We start from the raw sequence: 13,395 nt of genomic DNA, 5'->3' as shown, positions 1-13,395 counted from the left end.
CTATTAATAGAGCGAATTTTCTTCAAGAAATTGATAGATATTTTCAACAAGCTCATCATAATCGGATCCTGTCACTGCTTTTCCATTTACTAAAGCATAGAAGGATTGGTAGCATTTCCCACAATAACTTAAACAACCGTATTCAATAATGTCTAAATTCGGATCCTTTGCGAGCTTCTCCAATGCTGCCTGAGAGCCATTAGCTAAATTACTTATACAAAACTCAATCATCGGCTTCATCGTAACACCTCTCTATTTCTTCCTATCCTATAGGGTTATAGAAAGAACGTCAAACGAAAATGAAAGTGAATTCTTTTTTAAATATGCTTTTTAAATAAGTAGCAGAAAAGATTGTAAACGAAAAAAATTTCATTCATAATGATGATGTACTAGTTTATTTTTGCATCATAAATTATTTAAGAAAACGTTTTTTTTAGGTATTGTGTTGTGATTTAGTAGTTAATTCGTTATACTTTTTATGAAAATTTATCAATTTTTTACAGGTTTAGAGTGACAATTAAGTTTTAGTAAAATATAAACTTTTGTCCTTAATTGTTACTGCCCTAGTTCGTGCTCGTAGACGAACTCCATACTAGTTCGGAGGTCAGGTCTATTTAAGTCAATTGCGTTAATTTAATCACATATAAACATACCTTTATAAAAACATTGGGGAAAGAGGTATTTAATATGAAAAACCTTGTCATCCTTGGTGGGGGATATGGTGGAATGCGAATTCTACATAGACTTTTGCCAAATCATTTGCCAGATGATGTACAAATTACTCTAATTGATAAAAACCCTTACCACTGCTTAAAAACAGAATATTACGCATTAGCAGCTGGTACGATATCAGACCAACATATTCGAGTTTCCTTCCCAGAACACCCACGGCTTCATTCAACATTCGGGGAAGTGACAGCCATTCAGCTAGACGAAAAAAATGTACTATTAAAAAATGGTACAACTATTCCTTATAATGATTTAATTATCGGCTTAGGCTGTGAGGATAAATATCATAACATTCCAGGCGCAAAGGAATTTACGCATAGCATCCAATCTATTGACCAATGCCGAGAAACATATCAAACGCTAAATAATTTAAAAGCTGGTGCAAAAGTAGCGATTGTTGGTGCTGGATTAAGTGGTGTTGAGCTTGCCAGTGAGCTACGGGAAAGTCGGAAGGATTTACACATCAAATTATTTGATCGTGGAAAGCATATTTTATCAAGCTTTCCGGAACGTTTAAGTAATTATGTTGAAAAGTGGTTTACAGAGCACGGTGTAGACATTGTTAATAATGCTACCATTACAAAAGTTGAACAAAATACAGTATACAATCATGATGAGCCAATAGAATTCGATGCAATTGTTTGGACAGCAGGTATCCAACCAAACAAAATTGTTCGAGACCTTCCAGTAGAAAAGGATAAACAAGGAAGGGTTCTTTTAACAAATCAGCATTCGATTCCAAATTACGAGGATGCCTTCGTTGTTGGCGATTGCGCTAGTCTGCCTCATGCACCAAGCGCACAGCTTGCCGAGGCACAAGCAGAGCAAATTGTTCAAGTCTTGCAAAAAAAGTGGAATAATGAACCTTTACCAGAATCATTTCCACCATTTAAGCTGAAAGGTGTACTCGGATCACTAGGGAAGAAACAAGGCTTTGGACTTGTTAATGATCGCCCTTTAATTGGCCGTGTTCCACGACTTTTAAAATCAGGTGTGTTATGGATGTATAAATACCATAACGGTTAATACTTACAAGTATGGGTTAACCTTTTTTTCGTTAACCCATACTTTTTTCGTTTCTGAAACTGAAATATGTTGCTTGATTTGCACTTTAGCTAGAAGTACCATTTTTTAATAATAAAAAATATGTTAAAATAAGCTCATTAAGTTTTTCTATTTCCAATCTTTCGATTAGATTTTTCTTGATGTTTCAAATATAATAGGGAATAAGGAAAGGAGTCGATTTGAATGACTGAAACAGCTTTATTCGAACAAGTTCAAGAAGTATTAGATAAACTGCGTCCATTCTTACTCCGTGACGGGGGAGACTGTGAATTAGTTGATGTAGAAGATGGTATTGTTAAACTTCGACTTTTAGGTGCTTGTGGGAGCTGCCCTAGCTCAACAATTACACTAAAGGCTGGTATAGAGCGTGCACTTTTAGAAGAGGTACCAGGAATTGTTGAAGTAGAACAAGTTTTCTAAAAATACATTAAAAAGGACTGACATAATGTCAGTCCTTTTTTTATCGGTTTTTCACTTTTTCTACTTGTTCGACCTTGCAGCCTTCTACGTCAATCTCAAGACGTTCTACAGCATATGCTGAAAACTCATGAGAAAGTTTTTCAGCTAACTCGTCACCCTTTCCCTTCTCAGTAAAGGAAATAACAGTCGGACCTGCTCCACTTAATGCAGACCCATATGCGCCTAATTCAAGAACTCGCTCTTGAACTGTCTTAATTTCCGGGATAAGGCTGCTGCGGTATGGCTGATGGAATAAATCCTTCGCCATCATTTGCCCAACAAGCTTCCAATTATTCGTTAGTAGCCCAGCAACTAGCATATTGCTTATTGCACTTGCCTCTACAGCTGTTTTATAGTCAAGAGATGAAGGTAAAACATTTCTTGCATCACTTGTAAAAACTTCATATTTTGGGATGACGACTACCGCATCTACATCCACATGATCGATATGGACGAGCTCGGTTTGCTCATCCTGATGCAATCCAACGACAAGGCCTCCGTAAAGGGATGCCCCAACATTATCTGGATGCCCCTCTTCTAAGCTAGCAATTCTTAATTTCTCTTCATTTGATAATTGGAGATGGCAGAGCTGATTCGCTAATTCAATCCCGGCAACAATTGCCGCTGCACTGCTGCCAATTCCTCTCGCCATCGGAATTTCGCTCCACACCTTTACTTCACAAGGTGGAAGCTGTTTATTATACATTGATGCTACCTCAATGGCTACTTTTGCAATTAAGTTATTTTCATTTGTTGGAAGGTCTTTGACATGCTCTGTCATTGGTTCAAATCGAAATTCATTAGAGAGCTTAATTTCCAATGTTAAATATTTTCCTAGGGCAAGGCCAATCGAATCAAATCCAGGTCCTAAATTGGCTGTACTACCTGGTACCGTTATTTTTAACATGTCTCCTTCTTTCATTGAACTGTAACTCCATTTAATTGCTGAAGGAAAACTTCTTCATCGTTTGGTAGAACAACTGGTTTAATTTCTGAAACATCGATAGCTGTGTTTGGATCTTTTAATCCGTTACCAGTTAATACTGCAACAACTTTACTGCCTTCCTTAATAAGACCTAGCTTACGGTGCTTGATTAAACCTGCAATCGATGCACATGAGCCAGGCTCAGCAAACACACCTTCCTCACGGGCGATTAATTGGTATGCCTCTAAAATCTCCTCATCTGTTACTGAATCAATTCGACCATTTGATTCTTCTTTTGCTTTAACAGCAGTTTCCCAGCTTGCAGGATTTCCGATTCGAATTGCTGTTGCAACTGTTTCTGGATTTTCAATCGGCTCGCCGCGTACGATAGCAGCTGCACCTTCTGCTTCAAAGCCATGAATTTTCGGAAGACCAGTTTGCTTCTTTTCATGATACTCTTTAAAGCCCTTCCAGTATGCAGTGATATTTCCAGCATTCCCTACTGGAATTGCAAGATAGTCAGGAGCACTGCCTAATTGCTCACATACTTCAAAAGCAGCTGTTTTTTGACCTTCGATACGATAAGGATTCACTGAATTTACTAATGTAATTGGGAGCTTCTTACTAATATTACGAACCATTGTTAAAGCATGGTCAAAATTCCCTTTAATTGCATAAATTTCTGCACCGTACATAACCGCTTGGGCAAGCTTACCGAATGCGATTTTTCCGTCTGGAATGAGAACAATACATTTCATATTAGCTCTTGCTGCATAGGCAGCAGCTGCAGCTGAAGTATTTCCTGTAGATGCACAAATAACTGTGTCACTACCTTCTTCCTTTGCCTTTGCAACCGCCATAACCATTCCACGATCCTTAAATGAGCCTGTCGGGTTCGTTCCTTCCGTTTTTACGTATAACTCAACACCAAGCTTTTCAGATAGCTTTGGTAGATGGATAAGAGGAGTGTTTCCCTCTTGAAGAGTTAATCTAGGTGTTTTATCTGTTACTGGTAAAAATTCTGCAAATTCTTGGATAAGACCTTTCCACATCATAATGAACCGTTCCCTTCTACGCGATAAGTACTTTTTACTTCATGAACCACATCTAAGTCATTTAATTGTTGAAGAATCTCTTCAAAGTCACTTTCTGCTGCTTTATGTGTGACAATGACAATTTCTGCTAGATTACTATTTTTAATTGGAAGTTGGAGAATCTTTTCAAAACTTACGCCACGATCAGAGAACAGTGATGTAATATTCGAGAATGCTCCTACTTGATCTTTTGCTGTAATTCTTAAAAAGTGCTGAGCAAAAATATGCTCTGAGCCTTTTAATTGCTTCTCATATTGTGGTGCAATGGCACTTTGCCCATTCACATTTAATCTCATATTTTTAACGACAGCAACTAAATCTGATACAACTGAGGTTGCTGTTGGGAGGCTGCCTGCGCCCGGGCCATAAAACATTGTTTCTCCTACCGCTTCACCATACACATAAACTGCATTATATTCATCATTTACAGCTGCTAATGGATGTGACTCAGGCAATAAAGTAGGCTCTACCGCTACTTCAATTTTCCCGTTTTCCCTTTCCGCGATTCCAATTAGCTTCATCGTATAGCCAAGACGCTTACTGTAGCTAATGTCATCATCTGTAACAGAGGAAATTCCCTTTACCTTAACATCGTCTAAATCTACATGCATTGAAAAACCTAACCGAGCGAGAATCGCCATTTTTCTTGCAGCATCTAATCCTTCAACATCAGATGTAGGATCCGCTTCAGCATAGCCCAAATCCTGTGCTTCCTTAAGAACCTCTTCATATGCACTTCCGAATTTAGACATTTTTGTTAAGATAAAATTCGTTGTTCCGTTCACAATTCCCATCATTTTCGTAATTCGATCAGATGCTAAGCCATCAACTAAGCTGCGAAGAATAGGAATTCCCCCTGCAACACTAGCTTCATAAAATAAATCACAACCATTTTCAGTTGCAATTGATAGCAATTCCGTACCGTACAATGCCATTAAATCTTTATTTGCGGTCACAACATGCTTTTTAGATTGAAGTGCTTCGATTAGATATTTACGCGTTTCTTCCACTCCACCCATTACTTCGATAACAACATCGATATCAGGGCTTTTGATTACATCGTCAACATTTGTTGTTAACATTGACCGATCAATCGTTACTTGGCGCTCTTTGTCGAGATTATTTACAAGGACTTTCTTGACTTTTACTGGACAGCCAACTTGGTGCATTAATTTATCTTGGTGATCCTCGATAATTTTCACAACACCGCTACCAACCGTACCAAGACCTAAAAGGCCAACATGTATTGCTTCCAATCGTTACACTCCTTTATGTTCATCTAGAAAGTACAATTGTACCCTCTTAAAAGACACTGATAATATACTTGTCATTATAAAATGTATAGAACAGTTTTACAAGGGCGAATTTTCAGTTTTTTAGATGTAAGCGTTTCATACCTTGATATTATTAAGACGAAAATTTCACCTATTTTTAAAACACTCATTTTACACAATTGAAATTAATTATTTTACGATTGTTTTCGGTTCATTCCCATTAAGAACATTTGCGATATTTTCCGCACATAGCTTCATCATCGCATGCCTCGTTTCACTACTTGCACTTCCTATATGTGGGAGTGCGACAACGTTTTTCAGCTGAATAAGCGGATGATCAGATGCTATCGGCTCATGCAAAAAGACATCTAAACCAGCACCAGAAATTTCTCCTGAAACGAGCGCTTTATAAAGATCGGCCTCATTTACGATAGCTCCTCGACTGGCATTAATAAAGATTGCTGTTTTCTTCATTTTTTTAAAAGCATCCTTATTAAACCTTTCTCTAGTTTCGTCTGTTAATGGGGTTAGGCAGACAACGTAATCTGAAGAAGCTAATAATTCATCAAATGATACATGCTGTGCTCCAAGATCCTTTTCAGCTTCTATATTTCTCCGCCGATTATGATAGAGAATATTCATGTCAAAGCCTGTGGCACGTTTAGCTACGGCTTGTCCGATTTTTCCCATTCCAACAATTCCTATTGTTTTGTGATGTACATCCTGTCCTGCTAATAAAAGAGGTCCCCAGCTTTTCCATTTATTCTCCTTCACATATTCAGCTGCCTCTGTCATTCGTCGAGCAGTTGCAAGGAGTAAACCAAATGTTAAGTCCGCTGTTGTATCAGTTAATATATCGGGAGTGTTGCAAACAATGACTCCTTTACTTTTTGCAAAAGAAACATCAATATTGTCATAACCGACAGCTAGATTAGCTACTACTTTCAAGTTCTTTGCTTTTTCGATTAACTCCTTATCAATGACGTCAGAAAGCATCGTTAATAGTGCGTCAGCCCGCTCTGCCTTATTCAATAAAAGCTCGCGAGGACAGGGAGTTTCTTCTTCTGGCCACATTTCTACATCCGCTAATTCATAAAGTGGCTTTAGCTGCTGCTCTGAGCATTTCCTCGTTACGAATATGTATGGTTTTGTCAATTTGCATCCCTCCTCATATGATGAAAGCTTAATATTTACTATTTTACCATAAGTCTCGTTATTTTCAGGGAAGGTTTTTTCGAGCTAAACAATAACGAGACTAAGTAATAAAATACTTCTTGTTCAACTATTTCAGCCATTCGACCGTTGGCAAAACAATTCGGTTTGTATTCATTGCAAGCATATTCGTATAGCTTTTTAAAAACTTCTCATATTGTCCAGAACGCTCCAATATTTGCAGTAATCTTTTCTCATAACTTTGCTTCATATCTTCAGCAGCTGCTAAATAGTAATTTTCAATACATTCAAAATAATGAAGGGGAAACAGTAACCGACTATAAATTAAACGGTATGAAAACGGTGATAGTGGTGTGATGCGATTATACTCCTCCAAAAAACGATAGCTTAATGAATGAGCATCACTTTGCTTTTCAAAAAATAAATCTCTCATATATTCCGCAATGTCTCTACTTCCATGATCAAATACCCATTCTGTTGGAAGCTTTACATTTAATTCATCGTTCCATGTTCGATAGAAAAACCTATGATGACATATCGTTCCTGAATCAATCGGTAGCGGCTCTCCATCTATTTCTGTATCGACTAAATACTGAATTGCATTTTCAGCCAATCCTAAATAATATGGAAAGGATTCAACAAATATTTTCTCAAAACGATTTAAGGGCTGACTATGAACCTTTCCATGCCAAAATGACTCTAACTGGTCAAGACGCTTTTCCCAAAGATTTTTCCACTGTCCAATTCGATTGGTCTTTGTCACCTGGTATGGAAAGGCTCTTGCTTTTTGATGAAATCTAGCTAAATCTCTACCATGCTGAATCCCCTTCCGTTTCGAAACATTTGAGTATTTTAAAAGAACATATTTCATTGAATCTTTCTCAACTGATAAATGATTTTGCTTTGTTAACACCATACTAGCAATATAAGGCTCCCGATTCTCTATCATAAATTGACTGAAATAAAATACCTCATAAAGCTCTTCATCATCTAAATGGGGTATTGGAACGATGAGAAATTGTGTGCGATGCATTCGAAATGAATCGAAACCGCCCATTTTCGTTATTTCTTGGACATTTATCCCATATTGTTCATTTATTGTACTTTTCATCGTTATCCCTCCATGATAAAACTCCATATACTATCGTAAGCGGCATTTTCTCGATTTATGATTAATTGATGCAGGGACAACAGAAAATATGGAGAAGATTATAGAATGGTGTAATCCTCTTAATTGCTAGCGAATATGTTAGTTCTAATCGCCATACACTAAATAAATGCGCAAAAACAATAGAATTGGGTGATCATTATGAAAAGTGAAGAAAAAATGGATGTAGTTGAAAAAACAGCAAGAGATTGGATGGTAAAACGCGGTGTTAAATTAGAGGATATCGCTGAGCTCGTTTACTTTTTACAAGAAAAATATCATCCTGATTTAACGATGGATGTTTGTTTAGAAAATGTTGATCGAGTACTAACAAAGCGAGAGGTTCAAAATGCCGTTATTACAGGAATTCAATTTGATATTCTTGCAGAAAAAGGACAGCTAGAAGAACCACTTCAAACCATTATTAAAACAGATGAAAGCCTATACGGTGTTGATGAAATTCTAGCCTTCTCAATCGTAAATATATATGGATCAATCGGTTTCACTAATTACGGCTATATTGACAAGCTAAAACCTGGAATCCTCCAATACTTAAACGACAAGTCTACAGGTAAATGCCACACATTCCTAGATGACATCGTCGGAGCAATCGCCGCCGCAGCGTCAAGCCGCCTCGCCCACCGAGCTAAAGATGTAGAGTAATCAGAAATGCGGAAGGGCCTTGCTTAGCCCCGACAAGCATAAGATGATTAAGAATAGAAGGTGCTCTTTGCCTTCAATTCTTAATTAGCTTATGACCTCGAGGGGCTAGGACACAGCTAGACATCTTCGAAATGCGGAAGGGTCTTGCTCTGCCCAGACAAGCACAAGACGATTAAAACATAAAGGTGGTCTTTACCTTTTTGGCATAATTGGCTTGTGACCTCGAGGGCTAGGCACTTGTAGCTAGACATCTCCAAAATGCGGAAGGACCTCGTCTGCTGCGTATATCGCTATCTGAATGTTTATGAAATATTTTTTAAAACACCGCTTCTAAGCAGAACTAGATGTTTAGAAGCGGCGTTTTTACTATAGGACTAACTGTTAAATCCACGTTGGATATATTCAGCTAACGAGTCAACCGTATATGTAGGCTGGATAGAATAATTTTTTAAATGCTGCTTTGTCGTCACTCCGGTATGTACTAGCAAAGTATCTAAGCCGCAATTAATTCCTGCTTTAATATCTGTATCATAATTATCCCCAACCATTAATGTTTCACTTTTTTCTGTCCCTAATACTTGTAATGCTTGCTCGACAATAATTGCCTCTGGTTTACCGATAAAAATTGGTTGGGTATTTGTTGATACAGTTACAACCGATGTAAGTGCACCATTCCCTGGAAGCAGCCCCCGTTCTGTTGGAAGTGCGATATCCGCATTTGTCGAAATAAAAGTTGCCCCATTTCTTACAGCGATGCATGCCTTTGCAAGCTTTTCATAAGTTATCTCGCGGTCAATGCCAGTGACAACAAAGTCAGGATTTTCCTCAACAAAGGTTAGCCCTCTATTTTTTATCGCTTCCTTTAAACCTTCTTCTCCAATTACATAAACCTTTGCATCTTTCTTTTTTTCGTAAATATAATTGGCTGTCGCTTGACTTGTCGTAAACACAGTTTCTTTTGTTGCTTGAATTTGAAAGTCCATTAATTTTTTTGCGACCTTTTCTGGTGTTTGTGAGGAATTATTCGTTACAAATAAATAAGGAATGTTATTTTTGACAAGCGTATCTACAAACTCACTAGCTGCTTCAATCTGTTCAGTTCCACGATACATTGTTCCATCAAGATCTATTAAATATCCTTTATATGTTTTCATCCAAATCACTCTTTCTTTTCATCTTGAATCATTTCAAAAAAATAGGATGACAAAATTGGTCATCCACTTTTTTCATTATCCGATCGGCTTAAACGCTGTAACTGGCCCTAATTCTTTTTTGATATATGTCCGAACTCGTAACGGAAAAGCAGCGATCACATTAAGATGCTTTGTAAAGCTTTGAAGCAATTGCTGCTCGTCCACTTCTAAATAATCTTGTACTAGTACTTTTCTTAAAGCAATGACTTCCTTTAATCCCTCTCCCTCTTCTGGAAGAATCACTTTTTCGTCTAATAGTATATCTATAATATCATCATAGCTTCCCGGATCCCTCATAATAAAGCCGTCGATCATCGCATTGCCTACATCTAAAATGATTTCAATACTAAGATGACATAATCTTTCCAACGCTAATTTTTCAATATCGTGATTCCACGATTCCTTTGAGCGAAAAATGTCTAATTGTTTTTCTAAATAAGCTAGTCTATTTTCAATCTTTTCTCTATCAACAAAATACATTTATGAACACCATCCTTTAGAATAGCAGAAGCTCAGTAATAAATTTTCTTTTAGCCTTTTATGTATGTGATGTTTTCTTAGCAATCTTACTGTTAGATTATGAAAGTACCTTTAGAAGTTTATTTAAAAACAACTCGATCCTTTTCTAATGTGCCAGGCTTTGCAAATAAATACCCTTGAGCTAAATCAACATCATTTTTAATCAAAACCTCTGCTTCCTCCTTCTTTTCTATTCCCTCAGCAACAACTAATGATTTTGTTTCCTTTGCAATTAATAAAAGACCTTTTAACATCGATTCCTTTACACGATTTGTATCTATATCCTGTATCACAGAACGGTCAATTTTAATAATGTCTGGCATTAATTCACTAATCGTGTGGAGACTAGAATAACCTGCACCTGTATCGTCGACAGCAATTCGAAAGCTTTTTTTCCGCAATTGTTTAATATTATCATGAAAAAAGGTAAGTCCTTCGATTGAGTCACGTTCTGTTACTTCAAAAATTATTTTATTCGGCTCAATTTCTGAATACTTGAATAATAATGATTCGAGAGCTGGTAAAAAACGTTTATTTCCTAGCGTAATTGGTGTAAAGTTTAAAAACACGTCATCTGTACATCCAACACGGCTGATGAGCTGAAACGCCTTCTCTAATACTAATAATTCTAAATCGTAAATTAAATTAGACTGCCTTGCAAGGGAAAATAGCTGTAGTGGCTTTTCTAATCCAGTTCCATTTGGACCTCGTGTTAAAAACTCCCATGCCTTTATTTGCTTTGTTGCTAAATCGACAATCGGTTGTGCTAATAGTGTTATATCTTGCTTTTGAATAATTTCACGAATTTCAATTAATGTTTCTATGTATCGAGTATGAACTCGTTTTTCTGCCATCGCAACGGCATGCTGCTGTGCTGTATGTAGTGCCTGAGCTGTTGTATTATTATTTCTTTCGATAAACATGTAACCAATATCAAATGTATGTTGAAAATATGGATGATTTGCTGCTACCTTGCTTTCTAGCAATGGCATAATCGTTCTAAGCATTTTTTCAATATGAATAACGCTTTGTTTTTCATCGTTTATTTTCAAAAAAAAGGTTAGTCCCTCGCTATAATAATCATGGACAACGAGTAAGTCATTTTTATAATTAGAGTTTTCAATGATGTTTTTAAATCCTACTTTAAGCTCTTGTTTAAACTCTTCTAATTGATTTTGTTCGAGCTGTTGTGAAAACTCACGTAGGTTTGAAACAGAAATTACGACAACTGCAACTTGCATTCCACCGGCAATTGCACGGTATACTCCCTCTAATACAGGGTCTCTAAGTACGAATTTTGGAGGATAATACTTTAATTTATGCTGTGGTAAAAAAAGCTTGTTCCACTTTTTTAATCTTCTAAATTGTGTATTCCAAAAGTCACTCTGCATCTGTTTCAACCCTTCTGGTTAGCACCGTTTACATATTATTATTTTACCACATTTCCAGAATTTTCGACGAATTTTGAAGGATTTTTTATTAGTGGGTCTAAACGATCTTTACAGATGATTATGGTACACTTTTAATAATTATTGAAATAGATTGAATGGAGAGAATTAAATGTCAGATCGGTTTTATTTATATGATGAATCAGTTGAGACGAATATAAGATATGTTAGTTTTATGGGAAATAACCAGCGATTTGATTTAGCAATTATTCAAACTGACCGATTTTTTGGTAAGCAAATTGTCCTTGATATCCAAAGTAATCGATTTGCAATTATTGGTACAGATGATTTAGAGGAACCTGGTTATCTAGAATATGCATTTAAATTAACAGAGGAAGATGCGACGGAATTGCGCAGTTTTTTGTCAGAAGTCATTTGAAAAATAAGCTTTGTTTATCTAAGTTGTTCTTGAAGACTCGGCAGGCCTGTGGGGATCCCTTGACCCGTTTCTCCCGCAGGATGCTCTAATAACATTGCAAAAAAATAAGCCAATCCTTCACTAGTCGTTGATTGGCTTTTCAATTAATATTTCTTATTTTTTTATTTTTTTTAACACAAAATATGCACATCCAAAATTACAGTATTCATAAATATACTCATCTAACGTGCTAATTTTTGTATCGTATGATGCTTTCTGGTTTTGGTCATCAAAAAAGCCACGTAATCTCAATTGATTATATCCCCAATCCCCTACTATAAAGTCATATTTATTTAATATATCGCTATATCGTTCTTTAAATACCTCTTCATTAAATCCATTTCTTTCTTCTTTTATTAATTCAAAACATTGATTTTGAACACAAATCATCTTGACAATCACCCCACGTATTCCTTTTTCTTATCATAATCTAATTGTACTCAACCATCAATTACTAAGAAGAAATCTCCTCATTTTGGTCATCCTACTGTTAGGAGGTGCTACAATTGTTAAAAACAAAACTAATGGTTGGTGCAATTGGTTTGTCATTACTAACTGCATGTCAATATGGCGCAGAAGGTGATCCGACCTATAGAAAAGATGAAACCGGTACTGGCTCTACACTTAATGTACTAAATCGAAACGAGCAATTCAACCAAGAGGGGAATTCAAGAGAGGATCAATCGGCCAATTTTGGATATACACGATTACAAAAAAAGGGTGTTACACAGGATGCTAATTTCATTAAAACACCTGTGATGGATCGAGATAAAACCGCAAAATCAATAAGCAGCCTAGTTATTCAGCTTCCAAATATAGAAGATGTTGCTACATTGGTAACAGATGAAGAAGTACTAGTTGCTTATGAAACAACGGCAAAGGATCGATTCGAAGCAGCCGACCAAGTAAAAAAGACAGCTATTTCCTTTGTTCCTAGATACTATCATGTTTACGTTTCAGATAAGCCAGCAATGATTCGTCAAATTCAATCCTATAGTCCGCTTGAAACGACGAACCGCGATATCGACCAAATTTTAACAAATACGATAAAAGAAATGCTAAAGTCACCACAAGGTAGAGCTCTAAATAAAGGGGAAAACCCTAACGGTGAAGGCTACGGTGAAATGAATGAAGAATTAGATGACGATATGAAAGATAATTATCAGCAAACTAGATATAAAAATAATAAATAAAGGTGACTCAAAAGGGACTGACCCCTCCAACAAACACTGATATATAGTAAGCTTAACCTTATCATTAATCTATATATTGATTATTGTGTTGGAGG

The 13,395-nt window shown here is 36.5% G+C and carries 15 protein-coding genes; 5 read left to right on the top strand and 10 right to left on the bottom strand.

The genetic code is table 11. The features are described from left to right. Positions 1 to 3 precede the first annotated feature (3 nt). Positions 4 to 240 (bottom strand): YuzB family protein, encoded by a 237-nt coding sequence (locus tag ACTJJ9_RS04970; protein ID WP_145584742.1) that lies wholly within the window; start codon positions 238 to 240, stop codon positions 4 to 6. Positions 241 to 687: 447 nt separating this feature from the next. On the opposite strand from ACTJJ9_RS04970, the gene ACTJJ9_RS04965 reads away from it, so the two are divergent. Continuing rightward, complete coding sequence (locus ACTJJ9_RS04965; RefSeq protein WP_095297524.1) at positions 688 to 1,755, top strand: NAD(P)/FAD-dependent oxidoreductase; 1,068 nt, start codon at positions 688 to 690, stop codon at positions 1,753 to 1,755. 222 nt (positions 1,756 to 1,977) lie between these two features. Beyond that, positions 1,978 to 2,214 (top strand): NifU family protein, encoded by a 237-nt coding sequence (locus ACTJJ9_RS04960; RefSeq protein WP_095297522.1) that lies wholly within the window; start codon positions 1,978 to 1,980, stop codon positions 2,212 to 2,214. A gap of 40 nt (positions 2,215 to 2,254) precedes the next feature. Here the strand turns inward: ACTJJ9_RS04960 and thrB are convergent, their stop codons facing one another. The 5 genes from thrB to yutH form a co-directional block, all read right to left on the bottom strand. After that, positions 2,255 to 3,175: a homoserine kinase gene (thrB, locus tag ACTJJ9_RS04955; protein WP_095297520.1), complete on the bottom strand. Its 921-nt coding sequence runs from the start codon at positions 3,173 to 3,175 to the stop codon at positions 2,255 to 2,257. Next, the gene (gene thrC, locus ACTJJ9_RS04950) at positions 3,172 to 4,230 is read right to left on the bottom strand and encodes a threonine synthase (RefSeq protein WP_095297538.1); all 1,059 of its coding nucleotides are present in this window, start codon (positions 4,228 to 4,230) and stop codon (positions 3,172 to 3,174) included. Before thrC ends, thrB begins: the two co-directional genes overlap by 4 nt. Further along, positions 4,230 to 5,528 (bottom strand): homoserine dehydrogenase, encoded by a 1,299-nt coding sequence (locus ACTJJ9_RS04945; protein ID WP_145584387.1) that lies wholly within the window; start codon positions 5,526 to 5,528, stop codon positions 4,230 to 4,232. Before ACTJJ9_RS04945 ends, thrC begins: the two co-directional genes overlap by 1 nt. Positions 5,529 to 5,735: 207 nt before the next feature. Then, a complete protein-coding gene (locus ACTJJ9_RS04940) occupies positions 5,736 to 6,701 on the bottom strand; it encodes a 2-hydroxyacid dehydrogenase (RefSeq protein WP_145584389.1) in 966 nt (321 codons plus the stop codon). A gap of 127 nt (positions 6,702 to 6,828) precedes the next feature. Next, positions 6,829 to 7,830, bottom strand: coding sequence for a spore coat putative kinase YutH (gene yutH, locus ACTJJ9_RS04935; protein ID WP_186324293.1), 1,002 nt, complete (start codon positions 7,828 to 7,830; stop codon positions 6,829 to 6,831). Between the two features lie 198 nt (positions 7,831 to 8,028). On the opposite strand from yutH, the gene ACTJJ9_RS04930 reads away from it, so the two are divergent. Next, positions 8,029 to 8,529: a phosphatidylglycerophosphatase A family protein gene (locus ACTJJ9_RS04930; protein WP_095297505.1), complete on the top strand. Its 501-nt coding sequence runs from the start codon at positions 8,029 to 8,031 to the stop codon at positions 8,527 to 8,529. A 374-nt stretch (positions 8,530 to 8,903) separates the two neighbouring features. Here ACTJJ9_RS04930 and ACTJJ9_RS04925 read toward each other — a convergent pair whose 3' ends face one another. The 3 genes from ACTJJ9_RS04925 to ACTJJ9_RS04915 all read right to left on the bottom strand — a co-directional run bounded on the left by ACTJJ9_RS04925 (position 8,904) and on the right by ACTJJ9_RS04915 (position 11,632). Continuing rightward, on the bottom strand, positions 8,904 to 9,683 hold the full coding sequence (locus ACTJJ9_RS04925; protein WP_145584393.1) for a TIGR01457 family HAD-type hydrolase: 780 nt from the start codon (positions 9,681 to 9,683) through the stop codon (positions 8,904 to 8,906). A gap of 75 nt (positions 9,684 to 9,758) precedes the next feature. After that, complete coding sequence (locus tag ACTJJ9_RS04920; protein WP_095297501.1) at positions 9,759 to 10,202, bottom strand: DUF86 domain-containing protein; 444 nt, start codon at positions 10,200 to 10,202, stop codon at positions 9,759 to 9,761. A gap of 119 nt (positions 10,203 to 10,321) precedes the next feature. Then, entirely contained in the window at positions 10,322 to 11,632 is a 1,311-nt protein-coding gene (locus tag ACTJJ9_RS04915) for an EAL domain-containing protein (RefSeq protein ID WP_145584395.1), read from the bottom strand. A 169-nt stretch (positions 11,633 to 11,801) separates the two neighbouring features. On the opposite strand from ACTJJ9_RS04915, the gene ACTJJ9_RS04910 reads away from it, so the two are divergent. Further along, positions 11,802 to 12,068 carry a DUF3055 domain-containing protein gene (locus ACTJJ9_RS04910; protein ID WP_095297497.1) on the top strand — a complete coding sequence of 89 codons (267 nt, stop codon included), beginning with the start codon at positions 11,802 to 11,804 and terminating at the stop codon, positions 12,066 to 12,068. Positions 12,069 to 12,221: 153 nt separating this feature from the next. Here the strand turns inward: ACTJJ9_RS04910 and ACTJJ9_RS04905 are convergent, their stop codons facing one another. Next, positions 12,222 to 12,497, bottom strand: coding sequence for a YutD family protein (locus tag ACTJJ9_RS04905; protein WP_095297495.1), 276 nt, complete (start codon positions 12,495 to 12,497; stop codon positions 12,222 to 12,224). 116 nt (positions 12,498 to 12,613) lie between these two features. Here ACTJJ9_RS04905 and ACTJJ9_RS04900 point away from each other — a divergent pair, with 116 nt between their 5' ends. Then, positions 12,614 to 13,300, top strand: coding sequence for a YhcN/YlaJ family sporulation lipoprotein (locus tag ACTJJ9_RS04900; protein WP_095297493.1), 687 nt, complete (start codon positions 12,614 to 12,616; stop codon positions 13,298 to 13,300). The last annotated feature ends 95 nt before the right edge of the window (positions 13,301 to 13,395 follow it).

It is taken from the genome of Metabacillus sp. 22489 (genome assembly GCF_052044855.1).
Lineage (GTDB): Bacteria > Bacillota > Bacilli > Bacillales > Bacillaceae > Metabacillus > Metabacillus niabensis.
Note: the sequence above shows the minus strand (reverse complement) of the source record. Positions and strands in the feature narration are given on the sequence as shown.